Origin of the sequence: Rhodococcus sp. MS13 (genome assembly GCF_013277835.1) — a bacterium.
GTDB lineage: Bacteria > Actinomycetota > Actinomycetes > Mycobacteriales > Mycobacteriaceae > Rhodococcus_F > Rhodococcus_F erythropolis.
Genome location: NZ_VBTL01000002.1, coordinates 180481 through 202266 on the forward strand (window position 1 = coordinate 180481; position 21786 = coordinate 202266).

At 61.5% G+C, this 21786-nt stretch carries 21 protein-coding genes and 1 riboswitch; of the genes, 5 read left to right on the forward strand and 16 right to left on the reverse strand.

The annotated features are described in order from the left end of the window. Positions 1 to 5: 5 nt before the first annotated feature. A complete protein-coding gene (locus FEZ59_RS03280) occupies positions 6 to 785 on the reverse strand; it encodes an acetoin reductase (protein WP_020906092.1) in 780 nt (259 codons plus the stop codon). 219 nt (positions 786 to 1004) lie between these two features. On the opposite strand from FEZ59_RS03280, the gene FEZ59_RS03285 reads away from it, so the two are divergent. Both FEZ59_RS03285 and FEZ59_RS03290 read left to right on the forward strand, forming a co-directional pair. Further along, positions 1005 to 2150: a hypothetical protein gene (locus FEZ59_RS03285; protein ID WP_172932237.1), complete on the forward strand. Its 1146-nt coding sequence runs from the start codon at positions 1005 to 1007 to the stop codon at positions 2148 to 2150. Positions 2151 to 2290: 140 nt separating this feature from the next. Further along, a complete protein-coding gene (locus FEZ59_RS03290; RefSeq protein ID WP_172932238.1) occupies positions 2291 to 4126 on the forward strand; it encodes an NAD(P)/FAD-dependent oxidoreductase in 1836 nt (611 codons plus the stop codon). 59 nt (positions 4127 to 4185) lie between these two features. Here FEZ59_RS03290 and FEZ59_RS03295 read toward each other — a convergent pair whose 3' ends face one another. From FEZ59_RS03295 to mhuD, 3 genes are all read right to left on the reverse strand, one after another. Then, the gene (locus FEZ59_RS03295) at positions 4186 to 4962 is read right to left on the reverse strand and encodes a CbtA family protein (protein WP_019746815.1); all 777 of its coding nucleotides are present in this window, start codon (positions 4960 to 4962) and stop codon (positions 4186 to 4188) included. After that, positions 4953 to 5147: a CbtB domain-containing protein gene (locus tag FEZ59_RS03300; protein WP_003945915.1), complete on the reverse strand. Its 195-nt coding sequence runs from the start codon at positions 5145 to 5147 to the stop codon at positions 4953 to 4955. The genes FEZ59_RS03295 and FEZ59_RS03300 overlap by 10 nt, the downstream gene beginning before the upstream one ends. Positions 5148 to 5171: 24 nt before the next feature. Beyond that, positions 5172 to 5311: riboswitch (cobalamin riboswitch) on the reverse strand. Positions 5312 to 5398: 87 nt separating this feature from the next. After that, positions 5399 to 5707 carry a mycobilin-forming heme oxygenase MhuD gene (mhuD, locus tag FEZ59_RS03305; RefSeq protein WP_007726927.1) on the reverse strand — a complete coding sequence of 103 codons (309 nt, stop codon included), beginning with the start codon at positions 5705 to 5707 and terminating at the stop codon, positions 5399 to 5401. 45 nt (positions 5708 to 5752) lie between these two features. Here mhuD and FEZ59_RS03310 point away from each other — a divergent pair, with 45 nt between their 5' ends. Next, positions 5753 to 6490, forward strand: a complete 738-nt coding sequence (locus FEZ59_RS03310; RefSeq protein WP_092765473.1) for an alpha/beta hydrolase — start codon at positions 5753 to 5755, stop codon at positions 6488 to 6490. Here FEZ59_RS03310 and FEZ59_RS03315 read toward each other — a convergent pair. Together FEZ59_RS03315 and FEZ59_RS03320 are read right to left on the reverse strand one after the other, a co-directional pair. Beyond that, positions 6475 to 6900 (reverse strand): HIT domain-containing protein, encoded by a 426-nt coding sequence (locus FEZ59_RS03315; protein ID WP_019746817.1) that lies wholly within the window; start codon positions 6898 to 6900, stop codon positions 6475 to 6477. The two genes, FEZ59_RS03310 and FEZ59_RS03315, sit on opposite strands and share 16 nt — an antisense overlap. A 38-nt stretch (positions 6901 to 6938) precedes the next feature. Continuing rightward, complete coding sequence (locus tag FEZ59_RS03320; RefSeq protein WP_172932239.1) at positions 6939 to 9557, reverse strand: LuxR C-terminal-related transcriptional regulator; 2619 nt, start codon at positions 9555 to 9557, stop codon at positions 6939 to 6941. Positions 9558 to 9940: 383 nt separating this feature from the next. On the opposite strand from FEZ59_RS03320, the gene FEZ59_RS03325 reads away from it, so the two are divergent. Continuing rightward, positions 9941 to 10756, forward strand: a complete 816-nt coding sequence (locus tag FEZ59_RS03325) for a hypothetical protein (RefSeq protein ID WP_346343214.1) — start codon at positions 9941 to 9943, stop codon at positions 10754 to 10756. 70 nt (positions 10757 to 10826) lie between these two features. Then, positions 10827 to 11849, forward strand: a complete 1023-nt coding sequence (locus FEZ59_RS03330) for a hypothetical protein (RefSeq protein WP_269586550.1) — start codon at positions 10827 to 10829, stop codon at positions 11847 to 11849. Here FEZ59_RS03330 and FEZ59_RS03335 read toward each other — a convergent pair. The 10 genes from FEZ59_RS03335 to FEZ59_RS03380 all read right to left on the reverse strand — a co-directional run bounded on the left by FEZ59_RS03335 (position 11846) and on the right by FEZ59_RS03380 (position 21646). Next, positions 11846 to 12727: an A/G-specific adenine glycosylase gene (locus tag FEZ59_RS03335; protein WP_069146926.1), complete on the reverse strand. Its 882-nt coding sequence runs from the start codon at positions 12725 to 12727 to the stop codon at positions 11846 to 11848. The two genes, FEZ59_RS03330 and FEZ59_RS03335, sit on opposite strands and share 4 nt — an antisense overlap. A gap of 116 nt (positions 12728 to 12843) precedes the next feature. Next, positions 12844 to 13398, reverse strand: a complete 555-nt coding sequence (locus FEZ59_RS03340; protein ID WP_172932242.1) for a hypothetical protein — start codon at positions 13396 to 13398, stop codon at positions 12844 to 12846. After that, a complete protein-coding gene (locus FEZ59_RS03345; RefSeq protein ID WP_172932243.1) occupies positions 13395 to 14633 on the reverse strand; it encodes an MlaD family protein in 1239 nt (412 codons plus the stop codon). The genes FEZ59_RS03340 and FEZ59_RS03345 overlap by 4 nt, the downstream gene beginning before the upstream one ends. Further along, positions 14630 to 15709: an MCE family protein gene (locus tag FEZ59_RS03350; RefSeq protein ID WP_172932244.1), complete on the reverse strand. Its 1080-nt coding sequence runs from the start codon at positions 15707 to 15709 to the stop codon at positions 14630 to 14632. The genes FEZ59_RS03345 and FEZ59_RS03350 overlap by 4 nt, the downstream gene beginning before the upstream one ends. Beyond that, positions 15709 to 16788, reverse strand: coding sequence for an MCE family protein (locus FEZ59_RS03355; RefSeq protein ID WP_052740911.1), 1080 nt, complete (start codon positions 16786 to 16788; stop codon positions 15709 to 15711). The genes FEZ59_RS03350 and FEZ59_RS03355 overlap by 1 nt, the downstream gene beginning before the upstream one ends. Next, positions 16785 to 17777: an MCE family protein gene (locus FEZ59_RS03360; protein WP_202022446.1), complete on the reverse strand. Its 993-nt coding sequence runs from the start codon at positions 17775 to 17777 to the stop codon at positions 16785 to 16787. The genes FEZ59_RS03355 and FEZ59_RS03360 overlap by 4 nt, the downstream gene beginning before the upstream one ends. Beyond that, entirely contained in the window at positions 17774 to 18784 is a 1011-nt protein-coding gene (locus FEZ59_RS03365) for an MlaD family protein (RefSeq protein WP_172932246.1), read from the reverse strand. The genes FEZ59_RS03360 and FEZ59_RS03365 overlap by 4 nt, the downstream gene beginning before the upstream one ends. Then, the gene (locus FEZ59_RS03370; protein ID WP_172932247.1) at positions 18781 to 19965 is read right to left on the reverse strand and encodes an MCE family protein; all 1185 of its coding nucleotides are present in this window, start codon (positions 19963 to 19965) and stop codon (positions 18781 to 18783) included. The genes FEZ59_RS03365 and FEZ59_RS03370 overlap by 4 nt, the downstream gene beginning before the upstream one ends. Further along, positions 19962 to 20807, reverse strand: a complete 846-nt coding sequence (locus FEZ59_RS03375) for an ABC transporter permease (RefSeq protein ID WP_020906104.1) — start codon at positions 20805 to 20807, stop codon at positions 19962 to 19964. The genes FEZ59_RS03370 and FEZ59_RS03375 overlap by 4 nt, the downstream gene beginning before the upstream one ends. Next, positions 20807 to 21646: an ABC transporter permease gene (locus FEZ59_RS03380; RefSeq protein ID WP_346343215.1), complete on the reverse strand. Its 840-nt coding sequence runs from the start codon at positions 21644 to 21646 to the stop codon at positions 20807 to 20809. The genes FEZ59_RS03375 and FEZ59_RS03380 overlap by 1 nt, the downstream gene beginning before the upstream one ends. Between the last annotated feature and the right edge of the window lie 140 nt (positions 21647 to 21786).

Below are 21786 nucleotides of genomic sequence, written 5' to 3' on the forward strand. Positions count from 1 at the left end.
CTCGGTCAGCGGTAGACGAGACCGCCGTCGATGAGACCGGCCTGCCCGGTCATGTAGTCGGAATCGGGCCCAGCGAGGTAAGAGACGAAACCGGCTACGTCGTCGGGGGTTTCAGCTCGACCCAGCGCAATTCCGCCGACGAACTTCTCGTAGGTGGCGCCCTCTGGCGCACCGGTCAACTCGGCGAACCTCTTGTCGATCGTCACCCACATGTCGGTGCCCACGACGCCGGGGCAGTACGCGTTGACGGTGATTCCGTCGGACGCGTATTCCTTGGCCGCAGCCTGAGTGAGGGCCCTGACCGCGAATTTTGTTGCGCTGTAAACACCTAACATGGCGAACCCGTCATGACCGGCGATGGACGACGCGTTGATGATCTTTCCGCGCTGACCGAGCGCCTGGAACTTTGCCGCTGCGGCTTGAATTCCCCACAGGACACCGTCGACGTTGACGCTCCAGATCTTGGAGACCTCTTCCGGCGTCGCATCGGAGATCGGGCCGACGAGAGCGATTCCCGCGTTGTTGACGATGACGTCGAATCCGCTCAACTCACTGTGCGCGTGTTCGACTGCGGCGTGAACCTGCGCGCGATCGCTGACATCGGCGATAAACGTCGTCGCACGACGACCGATCTGTCTGATCTCGTCGGCAACCGCATCCAGCTTGGTCTGGTCGAGGTCGACCAACGCGATGTCGGCGCCGTCGTGGGCGAGGCGGAGAGCGATTCCGCGTCCGATTCCTTGGCCGGCGCCGGTGACCAGTACTACCTTGCCCGTGATGCTCATGCAGATCTCCTCGTAAGCAGTGAACCAGTCGGTTGTGAACCGGTGAGTGATTTGTATGTGACGGCGACCACAATGCGGAAGGGTTGCACCGTGTTGCAATTCCGGAAAATCGGACAGCAGTTGCAACCCTCGGCAACCCTCCCGGTACCCCGCGCGACGGTTCCATAGTTGCGCCACCACTTCGCGAATCATCTTGCGAGACAATCTGGGAGAGGACACATGACCGCTACAGTCGACACACCCACGGAACCGGCCACGCCGAGCCGACAACCGTCACGCCGCTGGATCGGGTTCGGGATCGCGAACCTCGTGATCGTTCTCGTGCTGGCCGTGGCGAGTTGGTACCTTCTGGCCGATCCGACCACCAGTCCCTGGAGTTTCTATCCTCTGCCGTTCAACGCGGCGCTTTTCTGGGCAATCCTTTTTGTTGTGTTCATCGGCTTCAATTGCGAGTTCGCCGGCTTCGATCGACTCCCACAGCCGGCGAAAGGCTTGGCGATCATGGTCGCGACCGCGGTCTTCGCCGTCGTGGTGACGTGGCTCCTGGCAAACGGCTTGGGGAGTTTGTACCCGGATTTCGCGGCCGATCGTGAGGGCGGCCTCGGATATTTCGCGGGTGCGCTGTTCGTGCTCTTCGGCTTCGGGACCTGGGTGATGGTGGTCCTGAACTGGCAGCATTGGCCGTGGACTTCCCTAGGGATGAAGCAGCCGTTGGTGGGTTTGTGTGAGATCGCGTTTGTCGCCGTCCCGACGCTGGCGCTGTACTTCGTGTTCGGTCTGCCGTCCGTGTCGCTGTCCGCCACGGATCCGTTGATGACCGTCGACACCGTACTCGGGTGGTTCTACTGCGTCGTGGTGGTCGTGATCCTGACTGGCCAGACGCTCGACAACTGGCCGTGGCGACTGTTCGGCGGCGGCGGTAAGACGGCGCTCGCAGCCACGATCGGTAACTTCGCCGTCGGAACCGGCTTGTACTTCGTGGCACTTCCGGTCGTGAAGGTGTTGGTGGGAAGCGATGCCGTTGCCGAGTTGGGTGGTGTGGTCCATCAGTTCCCGGCACAGCTCGGTGTGTGCTGGGCCTTCTGGATGATCTTCTGGGCCAACGCCTTCGGTAACAAGCCCACGGGCTTTGCGGACGGGGTCAACCTGGCGATCCGCGCGCTGCTCACGTTTGCGCTCGCGGTGGTCACATTCTTGTTCTATTACCGCTTTGCGGCAGAGCACATTCTTCACGAGCCGGCAGTTGTCGACGGATTGCACGGCAATGCACTGGGTTTCGTGGACTGGGCCGTGTTGTGGACGCTGTTCTACGTCGTGGGATTTCAGTCGCTGGGACTCGGCAAATTCAAGCCTACTGAGGGGTGAGTCGGTTGCCCGCACATCGGTGCGGGTAACCGGTATCGGGCGGCGGCACCGCGCCCGCTGATTGCAACAGACTGCAACGCTTGTGACCGGGGCCACTTATGGGATGTGCTGTGTGTCACATTCACAAACAAGGAGAAGTGATGACGCAAACCATCGATTCCGCAGTCACCCCCGAGGTGAAGTTGACGGCGGTGACACCTCAGGAACGCGTCGACGCCTGGCTGGCGGATTTCGAGTCGGCCCTCGCGGCTCGTGACATCGAGCGTGTGGCAGGCAAATTTGCACTCGACAGCTTCTGGCGAGACTTGGTGTCGTTCACCTGGAACATCAAGACCGTCGAAGGTCGCGAGCAGATTGCCGACATGCTCTCCGAGCGTCTCGACGACACCGATCCTTCGGGATTCCGGACCACCGAGACACCCGACGAAGCCGACGGCGTCACGTCGGCCTGGATCGAATTCGAGACTGCAACCGGTCGCGCGCACGGGCACCTTCGTTTGAAAGGAGATGAAGGTTGGACCCTGCTGACGTCGTTGCAGGAATTGAAGGGACACGAAGAAGGTAAGGGCACTCGCCGGCCTCGTGGAGCGAAGCACGGAGCGGACCCGAACCGCATCACGTGGGCCGAGCAGAAGGAGATCGAGGATCGCGAACTGGGTTACACCACACAGCCTTACGTCGTGATCGTCGGCGGCGGCCAGGGAGGCATCGCCCTCGGTGCCCGGATGCGCCAACTCGGAGTTCCGGCCATCGTGATCGACAGCCACGAGCGGCCGGGCGACCAGTGGCGCGGACGCTACAAGTCCCTGTGCCTGCACGATCCGGTTTGGTACGACCACCTGCCATACATGCCGTTCCCCGACAACTGGCCGGTGTTCGCGCCCAAGGACAAGATCGGCGACTGGCTCGAGATGTACACCAAGGTCATGGAGGTTCCGTACTGGAGTTCCACGACCTGCACCTCTGCGTCGTTCGACGAGAAGACCCAGGAATGGACCGTCGAGGTCAACCGCAACGGCGAGAAGCTGACGTTGCGTCCCAATCAGTTGGTGATGGCGACGGGTATGTCCGGCAAGGCCAACGTTCCGACGTTCCCCGGGCAGGACAAGTTCCTCGGCGATCAGCACCACTCGAGCAAGCACCCCGGCCCGGATCAGTACGTGGGCAAGAAGGTCGTCGTGATCGGGGCCAATAACTCCTCGCACGACATCTGCGGCGCACTGTGGGAGAACGGCATCGACGTCACGATGGTGCAGCGCAGCTCGACGCACATCGTGAAGTCGGATTCGCTGATGGATTTGGGCTTGGGCGATCTGTACTCGGAGCGAGCACTGGCCGCGGGCATGACGACACACAAGGCGGACCTCACGTTCGGTTCGCTGCCGTACCGGATCATGCACGAGTTCCAGATCCCGGTGTACGACGCAATCCGTGAGCGCGACAAGGATTTCTACGATCGCCTCGAGAAGGCGGGCTTCGAGCACGACTGGGGTGACGACGGTTCAGGTCTGTTCATGAAGTACCTACGACGCGGTTCGGGGTACTACATCGACGTCGGCGCGGCCGAACTGGTTGCCAATGGAGACATCAAGCTCGCGCACGGCAACATTCGTGAGTTGACCGAGAACAGCGTGATCCTCGAAGACGGTACGGAATTGCCTGCCGACGTGGTGGTCTACGCGACCGGCTACGGCTCGATGAACGGCTGGGTGGCGGATCTGATCGGTCAGGACACCGCCGACAAGGTCGGCAAGGTGTGGGGCCTGGGGTCGAACACCACCAAGGATCCGGGACCGTGGGAAGGCGAGCAGCGCAACATGTGGAAGCCGACGCAGCAGGAAGCGCTGTGGTTCCACGGAGGCAATCTGCACCAGTCGCGCCACTACTCGCTGTACTTGGCGTTGCAGTTGAAGGCGCGTTACGAGGGCATCCCGACGCCGGTGTACGGACTGCAGGAAGTGCATCACCTGAGCTGAAATAGAACTGCTGTGCGCCTTTATTAACCGCCCGCAGTTAATAAAGGCGCACAGCAGGTTCAGCGAAGGGCGTACTTCTTTGCTACTTCGGTGTTCTTGGTCGCGCGCTCGGTGAGGAAGGCGAATGCCAACCCGAGTACGAGCCAGAGCGTCGCCTGCGTAGCGAGCGAGGAAAGTCGGAACTCCCACAGCAGAGTTGCCGGGAAGTCCTCGCCCACCTCGTTGATGCCGGGAAGAGAGACGTAACCGATCGTGGCGATCACCAGGAACGCAGCCACCGGAGCAGCGATGCGCACGCTGAGGAACTCGTGCCCGGAAACTGCCTTTGCCGCCGCTGCTGCCGCGGTGACGGACAGTAGCCCGAGAATCACGGCGGCCAGCCACAGAAGTGTGCGCTGGTTGATGGTGTCGGGATCTCCGACGGCCGGCGGATTGGCCGGGTACTTGAAGAAGGGCACGGCCTCGATGGCCAGCCAACCACCGACGGCGATGGTAATCGCCAACAACGGCCCGGACATTCCGGTGAGTCGTCGAGCGTAATTGGCAACGACCGAGAAGATCGCCCCGAGTGCCAGTCCGGCCAGCGCTGTGGCCAGGAACAGCCCGGCGCGCTGCCCGTCGCGGCTCACCAGTGGTTCTTCTTCGTCACCGTGCGAATGCCCAGCGGCTTCGCCGGCAACCTCACCGGTGGCGCTGTTGGCTTCTTCGATCGCAATGGCGGCATTGACGTGCGGTTCACCCAGCACGAATGCAACTCCGCCGGCAAGGATGCCTGCGATCAAACCAGCCAACAAACCACGAATGAGAAGCTTCGTGAAATTGTCGACTAGTGGCACGGCAGGCCCATCAAGTGTCGACCGTCGTGCATCAATTCATGCATGTACATGCCGGTGCGAGAGATAGCGCCCTGGTCGAATCCGACCAGGTAGAGAGCCAGCATCGCGAACAGAACTACTGCAGCGGCGAGGAAAGCAAGACGAGTCGAATCGATCGACGTATCGGGAGAATAGGCGAGAGCCATCGAAGCCTCCTGGGATTTTCGCGTCCCCTAGGTCCATGCGATGGCCGAAGTGTCTGGCTGTCGAAATAGTCGTGCCGAAAAAGGCACTTCACCTCGAATTACAGTGGCGCGACCGCTCCGGGCTTTCACCGGATTCCTGTCGGACCATCGCGTTTACATGCGAACTTTTGCACTACTGCCCGCACCGTGTCAACGCGTAAGCCGAGATGACCGTCGATTGTGCCCGCCAAGGCGGGCACAATCGTTCTAGATCAGCTCTTTGCGGCGACGTCCAGGACAACTTCGAACTCGAGCAACGACGCACCCGAAGCGACGGGCTTCGCACGCTCGCCGGAATGGGCTTCGCGGGCAGGGCCGTCACGCCAATCGGCGAACGCCTGCTCGGACTCCCACTGCGTCACCACGAAGTAGCGGCTCTCACCTGCGGTGGGGCGGAGGAGTTGGAATCCGAGAAAGCCCGGGGAGTTCTCGACTGCATGAGCGCGTGCTGCGAAGCGCTTCTCCAGTTCGGGGCCGGCGCCCTCGGGGACCTCGATTGCATTGATCTTCACGACTGCCATGCAAGCGACATTACCCGCGCACCTTCACCGCGTACCGTGACACTCGTGTTGCATGACGAAGGTGGAACAGGACAACCGATTCTGTTGTTGCACGGCCTCATGGGCAGCTCGAGGACGTGGCGACGCCAGGTGCCGTGGATCCGCGAGTTCGGCCACGTCTACACGTTCGACGCCGCCGGTCACGGCCGGCCCGCGCCGTCAGAGCTGACCACCGAGGCATTCGTCGACGACCTGGCATCTGCCGTTGCGTCCATCGAGGAGCCGATGATCGTGATCGGCCATTCGATGGGGGCTCTGCACGCGTGGTGCTTCGCCGCATCGCATCCCGAAAAGGTTTGTGCACTGGCCCTCGAAGACATGGCTCCGGATTTTCGCGGACGCACCGCCGCGGATTGGGCTCAGATGATCTCGGCGTGGCCGCAGCCGTTTGCTTCCGAGGACGCGATGAAGGAATTCTTCGGGCCCGTCGCCGGCCAGTACTTTCTCGACTCTTTCGACCGCCGCGACGACGGGTGGTACCTGCACGGCGAGGTGTCGACCTTCCGCGACATCTCGGAGGAGTGGGGCACGAGGCATTTCTGGGATCAGTGGAAGGCGATCGACGTGCCGACCTTGCTGATCGAGGGAGAGTTCACCATCACCCCCGAGGGACAGATGCGAGAGATGGCCGAGAGGCCGGGAACTCGGTACGTACGTATTGCCGATGCAGGCCACCTGGTTCACGACGATCAACCGCAGCGCTATCGCGAAGTGGTGACGGAATTCCTTCAGACGGTGAGCTGACTGCGGATCGACGCGCCCACCTGCTCCAGTTCGACGGCTCGCCTGGCCAGGAGTCCGGCAGCGAACTTCGCCTTGTCGCCGCGATGGCGGGGGACGACGTGGAGGTGCGAGTGGAACACGGTTTGGCCCGCGGCACGCCCGTCGTTGACCAGAAAGTTGACTCCGTCAGCGGCGATGTCGCAGCGGCGTAGAGCTCCGGCGATGAGCGTGCCGACGCGGAACATCTCTGCGCCCTCGTGGCTTTCGAGAGCATCGAGGTTTTCTGCATGACGCTTGGGGACCACCAGGGTGTGCCCGCGACTCACCGGTCGGGCATCGAGAAATGCAAGAGTCGTCTCGCTCTCGTGGACGAGAATCGCCGGCTCGGTCAGCGCGACGATCTTGCAGAAGACACAGGTATCGGTGCTCATGCCTACAGAATGTAGTCCGAATCAGATCCGACCCGGGACTACAGCAGGCGCAATTGACGTGCCTTCGTGATCGCTTCGTTTCGATTGTGTACGTCGAGCTTCTTGTAGAGAGTGCGCAGTTGAGTCTTGACGGTGTTGACGGACACGTACAGTTTGTCGGCCATCGCGGCCGACCCCATGCCGAGCGCCAGGAGTGAGAGGACCTTCTGTTCGCGTTCGGTCAGCTCCACGATACGTACGAATCCCGGAAATGATTCCGCAGGAGCCCTTTTCGAGAACTCGGCGAGTGCACGCGATTTTGTTACTGCCATCGATTCGAGTTTCTCGACGTCCGCCGATCCGATGGTCGCGAACGGACGCAGAAGTCCGGTTTGGTCCGCGATACTGCACGCTCTGGACCACTCCTGAGAGGCGAGGCGTGGCTCACCCAGCTCGGAGTGTGCAACCGCTTGCACCAGAAGCGATTCCATCTGTGCCCGCGGATAGGATTCGCCAGACCAGTCGAACTGATGACACAGCGCCACAGCGGCCTCGTTCTGGCCGATTCGCTGACGTAAACGCGCCACCGACGCGAGCGTCCACGGGTTGGCTGCAGGATCGGCAATTTCCTTGGCCAGAGCCGTCGCCTTGTTTCCCTCGCCGAGTGCGAGCAGGAGATCGATTTCTGCGGATTGCAGCAGAGGAAGCGCGAAAGACGTGGCCGTGTACTGCTTGGAATGCACTCCAATCGCGTTGTGGAGCAAGGGCAGAGCGGAAGATGTACTGCTCTGAGTCAGGGCGAATTGGCTGTGCGCATAGACGACGAACGCCCATAGCTCCTCGGTGTCGGACGGAACGCCGAGGTCGGTCAGTGCGATACGTGCGTCACCGAAGTCGAGTGTGTCGAGAGCGGCGAGAGCCCGTGCCGTCAAGCCGGCGATCTTGACTACAGGTTCGAGCCAACCCCCGGGGTCAGGATGCTTCTGTTCGAGTTCGAACCAGTGTCTGGCCTGCCGCGGCTCACCTGCCAAAGCCCAATTCAGGGCGGCACTACCCGCAGAGTTGCGAGCGATGAAGTCGACTCCGTGAGACAGGGCGCCGTTGTATGCCATTCGAGCCTTGATCGTGGATTCGGTGAACCTGCCGCTCAATTGAAAATTGATCGCCCATTGAAGTCGCATCAGGGGGAGTTGTGCGCTGACCGCTTCCGGATTGTTTTCCAGCGCACTGCGGCTGAGGTGAGACAGCCGCCTGGTGGTCTCTGCCGAGAGCCCGTATTCACCGGCCATCCTGAGCATGATCGATTGAACGCAGGCGATGCTCAAGGCGTCCTTCGCGCTGGGTTGGGCGCCGAGTTCCCACAGTTCGGCCGGCGATTCGGGTAGCAAGTCGATTGCCGTGGATCGCTTGCTCGGATGCATCGTGAACAAGGCGCGCCCGGCCTCAACGGCAGAGTGCTTGTCGGCAGCTTCCGCCGGAATCCGTTGGAGGGCGGAGCGAACCGAGTCCAGGTTATGCACGATCATCGTCACCCAATGTTGTTCGACGATGTCTACTGCCAGGGTCCAGTTCTGTGCCTCGACCGCGTAGTCCAGCGCCGACGCGTGATGACCGTTGTCGAGTCGATTGTGAGCGAGGAATGAAAGACGTTGCGACGGATCGATTCCCACGCGAGTGTGGTGCGCGAGTATCGATCGTCGAATGGCGGGAGGCAATTCCCATGTTTCGTCGGCTTCGGCCTCGACGCGCGACAACAAGCCGGCTGTCTCCAGCGTCACCAGCCGCGAGCGGATCTCATGAACGGTTTCGGCAGTGTCAGGGCGCTGGGACTCGAACAGCATTGTGGCGACGCCGACGGTGATCGATCGACCAAAGGCGGTCGCGAGTAGGAACTCATGTTGCTTTAGGCGCTCAGCGGTGGCGAGAACGGAATCAGTCACGTAATCGTCTATCGCTTGCGCGGTGTTCGTTTTGATCTCTCGCTCACGGTTGCTGTTACGTGAGTCCCTGACGGCGGCGACTGCGGCGCGAACCAACGCGGGCAGCCCACCCGTCAGGGATGTGATTTGTTCTGCATCACCCTCAGCCGTGCGCACCCCCGCCTGTTCCAGCAATTGGGCGGTATCGGATGTCGTGAACAACAGCTCATCGGCGCCGATGACCTCGTGATCCGTGTCGAGAAGGTATGGCTCGGCGAACATGCCGAATCCCGAGAGCGTGACCACGAGGTCCAGGTTGTGGCAGAGGGTGAGGAGATCGATCAACTGATCGTCCAACTCTGGTTCCGATATCAGATCCGGCCTGATCAGCACGAGCAGCACGGGGCGGCTGAGGGCGTTCAGGGATTTGGCGGCAGCGGTGAAAGGATCGGCGAGATCGTCGACGTCGGGCAGTGCGATTCCGGCAGCGTGGATTCGATCGAGGACAACGGCCCAGAAATCTTCGAGTGTCGACGAGGGCTGTGGGGCCGAGACCCAGACGAGTATTCGTTCGGATGCCAGATGGGCGCGCAGCCACGATGCGATCAACGACGATTTCCCGTGGCCGTTCGGTGCACGAACGATGGTCAGAGCGGCGCGTCGATCCAGTTTCGCGAACAGTGCTTGCCGAGGAATCGACTCGGTGAGAGTGCGCCTTTCGGGAATAGCTGCCCAGTCGTGGCCGTCCCTCCCGAACATCAACGCGGACCCTTTCTGCTTTCACGCCCCACGCTAATTGGCGGATTTGGGCGGATTGTCTCGATCCATCTATCTACATGGAGGAGCGTAGCTGGTGCGAATCCAGAGCGTGTCATCCCGGGCAATTCACCCGCGACTTCACCCCGGGTGAGAGAAGTTCACCCACATAATCATGCCGTCACCATTGGCTTTCGAGTCCCTCGAGCGACTTCTATTGAACGTAGCTCGGGATTCGCCAAATCTGGTCGAGAGTGCCCGACCGGGCCCCGAGGGTCGGCCATCGAAGGAGTGTCGTGAGAACTCGTCTGTCAGTGGTGTGGTCGAAGGCGGTTACGGTCCGACTCCGTCCGAGAGCGTGCGCCCGAAGAGTGCGAGGCGTAGTCGTGGTGACAGGAGTGTTACTTGTCGGCGCAGCTGCGCTCGGTGCGCTACCGATGCAGTCGGATGTTCGATTGGCAGCGGAGGGAGAGTCCGCTTCTCCCTTCACCGTCGAGTTGACGGCGATTGACGGTGCGCCGCCCTTCGATCCCGGTGACGGCCCAGGGCTCGATTCCGGACCGTCCAACGGTATTGTCCGAGAGGGTGATCCGGTGACGTATGTCGTAGACATCGGCGTCCGGGGCAACCCGCTCTCGGACGTGGTCGTGCAGCTTCCGGTGCCTCGAGGTTTCGTTCTACCGTCCGTGCCTGACTACTGCAAAGATGGCTCGGGTGTCGACGAGTTCGGGTTACATTGCCTGATAGGCAATCTGGAAGCGGACCGGTACTTCACCCGGACAGCGACGATGACTGCGGGAAAGCGGGAAGACGCCGACGGTCTACCGATTGCTGCACTGGTCACCGCAGATCGAGGGGCGGCTCGCGTGCGGTCGGACGATGTCACCGTGCGGGTGGCGACCACCCCGGGAGTGTGTGATCCACAAGGGAATTCTGTTGGTGGTCGGAGAAGCCAGGGGACAGCTGTCTCGGCAGGTGGACGGATCGCAGGTCTGGTGACGTCGGGCACCTCGGAGGCGGTGGTGATCAACGGCGTCGATCAATGCGGGCACGCGATAGCGCGGACGGTGAAACCGTTCGAGGGTCGCTTCTCGTTTGTCGGACTCCTGCCGGGGACGTATCGCGTCACGGTCGACGGCCGAGCGCCGGTGGACGTGGTGTTGGAACCAGGCGCAATGGCGGTCGGTGGCCTGACGTTCTGATACAGCTCCACAGTGATAGCAACACCTGAAACAGTTCAGAACCAGTTGGAAACAGTCGATGGAGGATCCAGTGCGTGAAAGCCTGGGCGTGGTATTCGAAAACAATTCCATTTCAACAGCTCTCGTAGATGCGGACACACCCCTTCTGGGCTCGATCGACGAGTTCCGTCATCCGTGGGGCGCGAACGGGACTGTTCCCTCTGCGCAAGCGTCGGCACGCGCGCTCGCCTCCGCTGCCGAGGTCGCCACAGGTCGGGCCCTGCGCTCGAACCTGTGCCCCACCGTCCTCGGAGTGCTGTGCGAGCGCGCGGACGTGCGCGAATTTGTCCCGGATTCATTGTTCTCCAGCACTTTCGAGAACATCGAGTTGGTCAACGGTCTGGACGCTCGCCTTGCCTACTTGCGGACGGTCGACGCCCTGAATGGTATTTCGCCGATTCTCGCATTCTGGCCGGACGGCAGTGAGACTGTGATCGCTGCCATCGATCCGCGCGCGGGCGTCGTGGACTCGGCGCACCGTTACGCTACCGCCGAGTTGCTTACAGACAGCTCGACATTTGCTGCGACATTGGACCTGCTCGTCGCTGAACGAAACCCCGTGCCCAAGATGCTCGTCGCCATGCTCGGCAAGGAAGAGTCACGGCAGTTGTCCGCCGAAGCCGCCGAATCGGTAGGGCTCGGCTTCCTGTATCTCGGCGAGCGCGCCCAACTGGCGATAGGCGCTGCGCTGGTAGCGGCCGGTCGGGGGAGTGAGGTCAGGTCCGCTGGCGGCGCGGCTGTTCAGCCCGTCAACAGAATCCGGTGGGCGGCGGCAATAGTGCTGCCGCTCCTGCTCATGCTGACGGGATTGCTGATCGCTCTGTCGCCGGACGGGTCGCGAGCGGTGTCCACTGATCGCCCGAACGTCGGCGCCGAGCCGGCGAACCCGACGAGCGGGCCACCGTCCGGAGCGGCCCTACCGATTCTGACGCTCCCGCCTTGCGACCCGGTGGTACCCGTCGTTCCCGCTGCGTTTCGGCGTTCGGATCCTGAAGTTGCACCACCCCAGACCGTCGAACCAGCAGAAGCATGCGACCCGATGCGAGTGGGCTAGGGCGTACCTTCTCCAGCCAGTGCAAACAGGCCGTCATCGGTCTGCTCGACCAGTCCGTCGACCAACAAGGAATGTAGTGCGCGGTCACGCTGACCAGGATCGGTCGGCCAGACGATGTCGAGTTGCGCGCGTTCGACCGGACGGTGGCTATCGCGCAGAACGGCCATCAATTTTCCACGAACTTGGCGATCGGTGCCCGCGAACTTCTGCACCTTCTTGGGCGGTCCGGTGTGTGCCGGTTTGCCCGAAGCGACCCACGCGCAGTTCGGCAAAGGGCAGTTCGCGCAGTTCGGCGTCCGCGCAGTGCAGATCAGTGCACCGAGTTCCATGAGAGCGGCGCTGTAGGTGGCGGCGCGCGCTCGTGTCCGTGGCAGCAGCGCCGCGACGTCGGCGAGGTCTCGCGTGTTGGACGGATTGCCGGGTTCCGCATTGCCGTGGACGGCTCGCGCAACCACGCGTCGTACGTTGGTGTCCACCACCGGCACTCGCTGTCCGTAGGCGAAGCACGCCACGGCGCGGGCGGTGTACGAACCGATTCCCGGTAGGGAGAGCAGGGTGTCGACGTCTTCCGGCACCACGTCACCGTGCTCGGCGGCCAGGACGCCCGCGCATTCGTGTAACCGCAGCGCGCGTCGCGGGTAACCGAGTTTGCCCCACGCGCGAAGCACTTCTGCCTGACTCGACGCTGCCATCGCCGACGGTACCGGCCAGCGCTCCACCCACTCTTCCCAGATGGGCGCAACGCGCACCACCGGCGTCTGCTGGAGCATGATCTCGCTCATCAGGATCTGCCAGGCACTGACGCCCTCGCGTCGCCACGGCAGGTCACGAGCCGTCTCGGAGTACCACTTCAGTAGCACCGAAGATTCCACTGCCACTGCTACCGACACACTCCTCGAACCTGTGCTCCTGGTCGACGAAGGACACGTCGACTTGTGGACGCCACTTTATCGGCAGTCGCCGACACGGCTGCCTGTGACGCCAGACCTTCGGGTCACAACAACTGCACGTTGCTCAGTTTCCACTCGCCGTCCTCGCGGACCAGAGAAAGTTGCATGCGGTTACGGTCGATCCTCGGATCAGGGGAGTTGGTATTCGTGATGGTCTGATCGAGGAACACGAGCACCTCGGCGTTGTCGCGATCACTGCTCGCCAGCCCGGCTGAAATGATCTGAGCGGACGAGGTCGCCTGATACTGCACGATCATGTTCTGCAGGTTGGCTGCCACCTGGGCGTACTGACCGGCGAACTCACCGACAGAGTTGTCACGCACCACGGAAAGATTCTGATCGAGGTTCTGGAAGTTGTACGTCGCAAGATCAGTGGCGAATTGCCGTCCGCTGTCCAGTGCGCTGGTACGCGCGTCTTCGTCGGCCGATTTCTGCCAGGTCGCGAATGCGCCCCATCCGAGCGCCGCGACCACGACCAGGACGCCGGCAACGATCAGCAAGGTCTGCTTGCGAAGCCGCTTGGGCTTTTCGACGATTGTGGGTGTCGGACTTTCGGGTGTCGGACTGTCGGGGGTCTGGGGTTGGGGTGTCTCGGTCATTGCGTTCCTTGTACTAGTAGTGCGGCAAACGAGTTGTCACCGAGAACGGTGTTCTGACCACCGTTGAGGCCCAGACGAATTGACGTTCCGTCACCGGCCGCAACCGTGCCGAGGGCAGGATCGTATTCGGCAACCCCGTCGATCGTTCCAGTCCCGGTGGGGACGTTCTGCGAACCGCGATTCTGGATCCGGCCCGACTGGTCCGCACAGTGTTGGTTCTTGTCGAGCGTGGTCGGTGAGGTGTCCTGTACCGATCGCCGGGGCGTGTCGTAGATACAGACCGGGCCGAGTGCTGTGATCAGATCAAGCTGTGCGCGTCCGTCTTTGACGATACTTCCGAACTTCTCGAATCCTTTGGGCACCACCACCAACAAGGCATCGACGGCAGGCATCCGTGCGGTGACGATCTGAGTGGAGACGAGAGAATTGGCCAACAGCAGACTGAACGGCTCACGACTCTGTTCGATGAGAGGCAGTATCTGATTGTCGAGAACACTCGGGCTTCGATCGAGGAGTGTGCGCAGTTGCGGATCGGAGTTTCGTACCTGATCTGTCAATTGGCGAAGTGTGAGTGCAATTTCGGGAAGAGCGTCAACATTTTCCTCGTTCGCAGTGAACAGTGAGCGCGAGTTCTCGACGAGTGTGTTGACACGCGGCTGATCGGCTTGGACAGTGCGCGCGAGCACGTCGAAGTTGTCGACGAGCGCCTGCAGATCCGGACCCAATCCGTTCAATCCCTCACCGAGTTCGTGCGAGAGGGTTCGCAGGTCTGCCGGATCGACGGTATCGGCAGCAGCGTTGAAATTCGCAATCACGGTTCCCAACGCGACCGGGATCGAAGTGCGCTCAGTCGGAACAACCGAACCTTCAACCAGATACGGGCCGCCGTCGGTCTGCGAGGACAACTGAACTTTCAATACCGGAACGGCGGTGTCCTGGCTGATGGCCACATGCGAATCGCTGGGGATCTGTTGGTCGGCGGCGATGCTCAACGTCATCACGACGAGGTCCTGGGCAGAGTCCACCTCCACCGACTCGACGTCGCCGACGGTGACTCCGCGATAGGCCACTTCCGAACCCGGAGCGATTCCGGCCGCGTTCTCCAATTCGACGGTGACCGAGAACGTTCCGGTGAAGGGATCTCCGGCACCTACTTGTCGGAGCACATACGTCGTGCTGACCACCGCGATGAGGAGAAAGGCGACGATCTCGAAATAGACGGTTCGGTTCTTCATCGCGTTCCTCCTTGCAGGGGTGTCGTGATCGGCAGTTCCCGATCGGAGGCGGGCAGAGGTGGCAGTGGCGGTGCGGCGCCCGGAATTATCTCGTTGAGCACCCCGGTCACGGTGCCCTCGACATCGACGTCGAGGTCGAGGTCGATGTTCACGTAATCACCTGGGCTGGCGCGCTCGAGGAGCACTCTCGCGTTGTCCAGGTTGGACATGGTCTCACTCAGAGTCGGGCCCATTGCCGAGAACTGGTCGAGGATGGGTGACAGTCGTCCGGTGATCTCGGAAATCTGGTCGGCCGACTGGTCGAGCACGGAATTGGTTGCGGTACTGAGCCGATCGGTTTCGTCGAGAAGATCGAGGAGCGGTTGTCGTTGGTCGGCGATCACGCCCAATGCGGGTGTGAGTGTTCGCAAGCCTTCGTCGATGGTGGCGCTCTCGTCACCGATCAGAGCGCTGAGCCGGTTCAGGGAATTCAGTGCCGAATTGATCGATTCCTTTCGGTCGTCAAGTGTTCCGAGAAAAGTGTCAAGGCGCGCAAGCAGATCGCGGATCGTCTCTTCCCTGCCGTCGAGAATCTGATCAGCCTCACTGACGATGTTCTTGACCTGCGCCAACCCACTGCCGTTCAACAGAGTTCCGACGGCGCCGAGCAGTTGTGCGACATCGGGTCCGCGCACGGTCTCCGATCGCGCGATGGTGGAACCTGGTTCGAGCCTGGGGCCCGTTGGATCGACCGGAACTTCGAGGTTGACAAATGCGTCGCCGATCGGGGTGGACAGCTCGATCCGAGCGCGAGTGCCGACGGGTAGTTCGATGTCCGATTCGATTTCTGTATGTACTACGGCTGCAAATGTTTCCGCGCTCATCGACGTGACTCTGCCGACCACTGCCTGGCCGATCCGCACCTCGCCGCCGACGGGGAGTAATGACGCATCGACGAATTCCATGTTCAGCGGGTACGACTCTCCTGGCAGACCGCGCCCGAGGGGGAGGTGCTGGAAGTTGAGACTGCAGCCGGTCAACGGCGCCGCGATGACAAGTGCCACGACAACGCTCACCACGGACTTGTTCGACGCCATCAGTTGCCCCCACCGAGGATGCGTGCCAGGTCGGAGCTGCCTGCCGAAGGAAATTCGATGGGATTGACGATCCCAGGCCCGGTGCACAGCGGAATCGGCATCTTCTCGCACAGTTCTCGCGTCGTGTCGAACTGTGAGAGATCGGTGGCGACGTTCAATCGCGCTCTGGCTCGGCCTTCTTCGGTGACGAGGTTGGCGACGTTCTCGAATCCCGTTGGTGCCGTTTCGATGATCTCGCGCAGTTGGTCCTGTTTGGTCGCGACTGCACCGGCCAACTGTGCGAGCGCACCCAGATCGGCGGTGACCGCCTCGCCGTGTTCGGCGAGTAACGCTGAGACCTGTCCGAGCAACGTGGTCAGGGAATCGAGCGCCCCGCTGATGTCATCTCGCTGGGTACTGAACGCGCGGGCGGTGACTGTCACCGAATTCGACAGCGAGTCGACCTTGGTCTGGTTGTCCGCGATCAACTGCACGAGGGTGTTCAGATTCTTCACGAGTTCGGAGATGTCGGGACTTGCACCCGCCAGTACCGAACTAGCCTGTGAGATGGACCGAACGGCATCGTTGAATGCTTGCCCGTTGCCGTCCAACGCGTGGGCGCCTTCTCCGATGAGGTCACCGATCCCACCGCCGTCCGCGCCAGGGCCGAGCGCCACCGTCAGTTCGTTCACCGATGCGGTGAGCTGGTCCCATGTCAGAGGGGAGTGAGTTCGTTCGAGTGGGATCACTGCGCCGTCCGCGAGGAACTCACCGTCCTCGTAGCCGGGGCCGAGTTCGATCGTGCGGTCGCTGATGACCGAAGGAGACAGGACCCAGGCCTGAGCGTCGGCCGGTATGCGTGTTCCGGATGGCAGGCTCATCGCCACTCGTACCCGGGACCCTTCCGGCGTGACGCTCTCGACCCTCCCGCTGGGAACTCCCAGAATAGTCACCGTGTTGCCGGTGAAGATGGCGTCGGTCGAGGTGAATTCGGCAGTGAGAGTGAGTTGGTGTTCGTCACGCGTGACGAACAGGACCGCACCGATCGCGCAGATCATTATCGCTGCCAGCACGGCGAGCTTCTTGACGGTCGTGGTCATCGACACCCCTGAACGAGCCCGACGACGCACAACCAGTTGTCCGGGATGAGGGTGGAGGGTGAGTTGAGGTCGAGCCAGTTGCCGTTACCGGTCGCATTGGTGACGTACCGAACGCTGGGGGCGAAGTTGTCGAGCAACGTGGTCAGTGATTGTTCGTTCTCGGAAAGAACTCCCGTCACCTCGTGGATGTCTCCCATGACCGAGTCGACCAATGCCTGGTTGTCACCCAGGAACTGGGCAAGTGTGGTGCTCAACTGATTGAGGTCTTGTACAAGCGCATTCAGCACATCTCGCCGGTCGGCGATCGTGGCCATCACCAGGTCCGCATTTCCCAGAAGGGTTTCCAGAGTGTCCTTCTGCTCGATCAGTGTTGCGGTCGTCTGCTGCGCTCCGGTGAGAAGGGAACGGAGCGCAACGTCGTTGTCGTTGACTACTCCGGAGAGTGCGTCGATTCCCTCGAGCGAGCGGCGAATGAGCTCGGGATCGTCCGGTGAGTTGTCGGACACCACGGTCAGCATGTTTCGCAGTTGTTGCAGATCAAGGTTTTCCGAAGTGGATTGTGCTCCTCGTCCGAGATCGTCGAGGGTGAACGGAACACTCGTGTTCTCGATGGGAATGGTCGAACCTCCGGGTAACGAGCGCGATCCGTTCGGAGTGATGTCGAGCGAGCGTCGGCCGAGCAGAGTCGAGATCTTGATGTCCGCGCGCGAGTTTTCGCCGAGAGTGACGCCGTCGTCGAGTCGGAAGGTGACTTCAACGAAGTTGCCGCTGACCGCCAACGAGGTGACCACCCCGCTCGGGACTCCCGCGACGTTGACCGGATCGTCCTGCGTCAATCCGGTGGCGTTGGCAAACACGGCGTTGTACTCGTTGGTCTTGACCTTCAAGATCAATTGAGGGACAACGAGTGCGGCCAGAACGACACAGACTCCGACGAGAATGCAGATCATTCCGTTGCGGACCGGGTTCTTGACGGTGAGCCAGTTCATCGGCACACCGCCGAACGCTCGGGGCCGCCGAGAGGCACCGATTGGTCCAGCGCGCTGAGCCGGAAATTACAGATGTAGATGTTCGCCCAACTGCCGTAGCTCATTGCGATTCCCAATTGGGTGAACAGTTGATCGAAAGCGGTGATACCGGTCGCCAGCGACTCACGATTGTCGACGACGACGCTGGCCGACTGATCGATCGAAGTCAGCGCGCCAGCCAAGTCCGGTTCCACGCGCGTCACCAAGTCCTGAAGGGAAGAAGTCAGGGCACCTGCGGAATCAACTGCGGCCGAGATCTGTTGGCGATCCTGTGCCAAACCGCCTACCAGCGTGTCGAGCGTGTTGATCATCTCGACGAAGTTGGGTCGATTCGTCGTCGTGACGGTGAGTACCCGGTCGAGGTTGGTCAGTAGTTGGTCCAAGATCGCGTCTCGGGACGTCAAGTTCTCGGTGACGGCAACTGTGCGCTCCAGCAGGCTTTCGATGGTGGAACCTTGTCCTTGGAATACCTGGACGACTTGTGCGGCAAGCTCGTTGACTTCTGCGGGGTCAAGTGCGTCGAACAGGGGACGGAAACCGCCGAGGATGTCGGTGAGGTCGATCGCCGGCTGAGTCTGTTCCACGGGAATTGTGGCTCCGGGGGAGAGGTAGTTGCCGGCTACGAGTTCGCCCTGTCCGGGTTCGATCGAGATCGTCCGTGCCCCCAGCAGATCTGCATACCTCACCACAGCCCGACCGTCGGTCGGAATACGTTGTGTAGATTCGAGTTCGAAGCCGACGACGGCTTGGTTGTTCACCAACTCGACGCTGTCGACGCGCCCTACTCTCACCCCGGCGATCTGAACATCGCTGCCGGTGACCAGGCCGGAGGCATTGACGAAGACGGCCCGGTACTGCGAACTAGACCCGGAGACTGGGTTGATCAGAGTGCTCACCACGACCACGGTGGCGAGAATCGACAGCGCGGCAAACAGTCCGAACCTGATCAGCGATTTCTTCACGCTCATCCGCCCACCACCGTCGTGCCGCGAAATACCGGCCCCGCCACGAGAGTGTCCAAAGCTGTACCGCCCTGGGTGATAGCTGAGATCAGGGATTGTTCGGCAGGGCTGCCGACCGGGCCGACGGTTCCGCCGAACGCGGTCGTGGCGGCAGGACAGTTGGGGCCGCGGGTTCCGTCGTATTGTGGGCAGTCGGTCTTTCCGTACGGATACAGATCTGTGACAGACAGGCGCAGGTCAGTGCTGAGCCAGGGACCGTGCGCCAATGCGGGCGGGAGTTTGATCGTGAGATTGCGCAGGCCGTTGTAGAAGGTGGTGATGTGGTCCGGACGCGAAGTGATTGCACCGGTGAGGGAATCGGCGTCGTCGACCAAGGTGATCAGGCGGTCGCGATTGTCGCCGATCAGACTCGTGGCAGCAGATCCAGTGCTGGTGCCTGCTCGCAGAAGCCCCGCCAATCCGTCGGATTTCTCGACGACGGTCTTGGATGTGGTGATGGAGTTCTCGAATGCGGCGAGCATGTCGGGCGCACTCGTCGAGAGACTGTCGGCGAGCGTGGCTATGTCGTCGAGGTCGTCACCGAGTCCGTCGATGACGGGCTGCGCACCGACCAACGCTTGGTGGACTGAATCGAGAGACTCACCGATCTGGTTTCCCTTGCCGCTCATCGCATCCGAGACTGCCGTGAGCGCCACGTTGATGTCGGCGGGGTCGAGGGAAGAAACGAGCGAGTAGATCCGTGAGATCGATTGGTAGAGCTGGACCGCGACTTCGGACTGATCTGATGCCAACTCGGTACCCGGCGCGAGAGCAGGACCGCGCGAGAGACCGTCAGGTTGAATCAGGTCCACGAAGAAGTCGCCGAAGATGTTGCGGGGCATCAGCCGCACCTGACTTGCCGACGGTATGTCCTCGAATGCACCCTCGTCGATTGCGAGTGAGATGGTGGAAGCGGTGGTGCCAGGCTCGATGTCGGCGACCGAACCGACGACGACGCCGCGGTACTGAACCGAGGATCCGACTCGCAGCGCACCGGCGCTGGCAGGGACGACAGCACTGACCTGCGGTGTGGAACTGAACGTGTCCGTGCCCCTGCTGAACAAGAAGACGTAGGCGACGATCAGCAGGACTATCGCAAGTAAACCACGCAGTGCCAGTGCAATTCGACTGGCGCCCGTGACGATCATCCGGTCAACCCGGGCACCTGAGGTTTGAGTCCCCAGAGCGCGATGGTCATGGCGACGTCGGTGAAGGCCAGGAAGACGATGCTGGTGCGCAGCGCTCGCCCGGCTGCTCGCCCGACGCCTTCAGGTCCGCCCGTCGCGGTATAACCGTAGTAGCAGTGCACGAGGGTCACGACGACCGCGAACACCATGACTTTGATCAACGACAACCAGATGTCGTTGGGAGAGAGGAAAAGACTGAAGTAGTAGCCGTATGTTCCCTCCGACTGGCCTTTGACCCGGATCACCGCGAGCGCCGTTGCCATGTACGAAGCAAACAGGCCGACCAGGTACAGCGGGACCACCGCGATGAGCGCCGCGATCATTCGGGTGGTGACCAGGTATCGCAGCGAGGGAATCGCCATGACTTCGAGTGCGTCGATTTCCTCGGAGATCCGCATGGCTCCGAGCTGCGCGGTGAATCCAGTTCCGACCTTGGCAGCCAAGGTGATTGCGGCAACGAGTGGTGCGACCTCACGAGTATTCGCGATGGCGGACATCACGCCGGACAGCGGTGCGAGGCCGACGAGGTTGAGTCCGCGGTAGCCCTCGAGTCCGATCTGGGAACCTGCGAAGAACGAGATCGCGAAGATCACGACGACGCTGCCGCCGCCGGCGAGCAGGGTGCCCGAACCGAATGCCACCTGGGCGACGAGACGGGCGACTTCACGCCAATATCGCTTGAGGGTTGCCGGAATCGAGGTGATGACGCGGGCGTGGAACGTGAACTGATCGCCGAGTCGACTCAGACCGTCGACGGTGCGCGAACTGGCCCGCTTGGCACGAATTGCGATGGGCAGGTGCATCAGTAGGCACCCTTCACCGAGACGAACAGCGGGTAGAACTGGGTAATTGCGAGGTTGGCGACGAACACGAGGACAAACGAGAGCACGACGGTCTCGTTGACTGCGTCGCCGACGCCTTGAGCACCGCGCTTGACGGTCAGGCCCTTGTAGCAGGCCACGATTCCCGAGATGAGAGCAAAGGCAACGGCTTTGATACCGGAGACGACGAAGTCGCTCGGTTGACTGAATTGAACGAGATTGCGCAGGAAGCTCTGTGCGTTGCCGTCGAGTATCAGGACGTGAACGAAGAGGCTTGCGCCCAAACCGATCACGAGAACTATCGAATTCAGCAGTAGGCAGACGACGGCAATTGCGATCATCCGCGGCACGACCAGGCGTTCCAATACCGGCAGGCCCAGTACTTCGAGCGCATCGATCTCTTCGCGGATCGTGCGCGCTCCCAAATCTGCGCAGATTGCGGAACCGCCGACGCCGGCGATGATCAGGGCGCAGACCAGCGGTCCGGCCTGTCCGATGATGAGGAACGCGACGACTGCACCGCTGTATGAACCCGCGCCGATTTGGTCTGCGAGCGAACCGATCTGGAGAGCTACGCCCACGCCGAGGGGAATCATCACCAGTGCCGAAGCGACCGAGGTGACGTGGGCGAGAAACCACATCTGGTCGAGCGCTTCACGCCAGGCGAGGCGCTTGTGTCGCAGAGTTGTGAAAGAGGCGACGCATACGCGAACGGTGAAGGTGAACAGCAGTCCGATCTCGGACAGCAGGTTCGAGAACATGTTCGTCTTGGCGGGGGAGGCAGGCGTTGCGTCCCCGGTTGTTCCAACTTCAGTGCTCACGCCATCCCCCTTTCCGGCCGAATCGTTCTGGTCGGGTTTCTTCGATCACACTCGGAAGGTCGAAGTGCTCCAGGTCACGTTCGGAGACGGTATCAGGAAACTGACTCTGAAGTAAGTTCCAATTCGGGCACGCCATCACA

What these genes read in the sequence shown, in the direction of transcription:
- FEZ59_RS03355 (WP_052740911.1), bottom strand. Translation starts at nt 16,788, where the DNA reads ATGACCACGACCGTCAAGAAGCTCGCCGTGCTGGCAGCGATAATGATC.
- FEZ59_RS03370 (WP_172932247.1), bottom strand. Translation starts at nt 19,965, where the DNA reads ATGATCGTCACGGGCGCCAGTCGAATTGCACTGGCACTGCGTGGTTTA.
- mhuD (WP_007726927.1), bottom strand. Translation starts at nt 5,707, where the DNA reads ATGGCAGTCGTGAAGATCAATGCAATCGAGGTCCCCGAGGGCGCCGGC.
- FEZ59_RS03285 (WP_172932237.1), top strand. Translation starts at nt 1,005, where the DNA reads ATGACCGCTACAGTCGACACACCCACGGAACCGGCCACGCCGAGCCGA.
- FEZ59_RS03290 (WP_172932238.1), top strand. Translation starts at nt 2,291, where the DNA reads ATGACGCAAACCATCGATTCCGCAGTCACCCCCGAGGTGAAGTTGACG.
- FEZ59_RS03320 (WP_172932239.1), bottom strand. Translation starts at nt 9,557, where the DNA reads ATGTTCGGGAGGGACGGCCACGACTGGGCAGCTATTCCCGAAAGGCGC.
- FEZ59_RS03280 (WP_020906092.1), bottom strand. Translation starts at nt 785, where the DNA reads ATGAGCATCACGGGCAAGGTAGTACTGGTCACCGGCGCCGGCCAAGGA.
- FEZ59_RS03340 (WP_172932242.1), bottom strand. Translation starts at nt 13,398, where the DNA reads ATGACCGAGACACCCCAACCCCAGACCCCCGACAGTCCGACACCCGAA.
- FEZ59_RS03300 (WP_003945915.1), bottom strand. Translation starts at nt 5,147, where the DNA reads ATGGCTCTCGCCTATTCTCCCGATACGTCGATCGATTCGACTCGTCTT.
- FEZ59_RS03375 (WP_020906104.1), bottom strand. Translation starts at nt 20,807, where the DNA reads ATGCACCTGCCCATCGCAATTCGTGCCAAGCGGGCCAGTTCGCGCACC.
- FEZ59_RS03350 (WP_172932244.1), bottom strand. Translation starts at nt 15,709, where the DNA reads ATGGCGTCGAACAAGTCCGTGGTGAGCGTTGTCGTGGCACTTGTCATC.
- FEZ59_RS03365 (WP_172932246.1), bottom strand. Translation starts at nt 18,784, where the DNA reads ATGAGCGTGAAGAAATCGCTGATCAGGTTCGGACTGTTTGCCGCGCTG.
- FEZ59_RS03345 (WP_172932243.1), bottom strand. Translation starts at nt 14,633, where the DNA reads ATGAAGAACCGAACCGTCTATTTCGAGATCGTCGCCTTTCTCCTCATC.
- FEZ59_RS03315 (WP_019746817.1), bottom strand. Translation starts at nt 6,900, where the DNA reads ATGAGCACCGATACCTGTGTCTTCTGCAAGATCGTCGCGCTGACCGAG.
- FEZ59_RS03360 (WP_202022446.1), bottom strand. Translation starts at nt 17,777, where the DNA reads ATGAACTGGCTCACCGTCAAGAACCCGGTCCGCAACGGAATGATCTGC.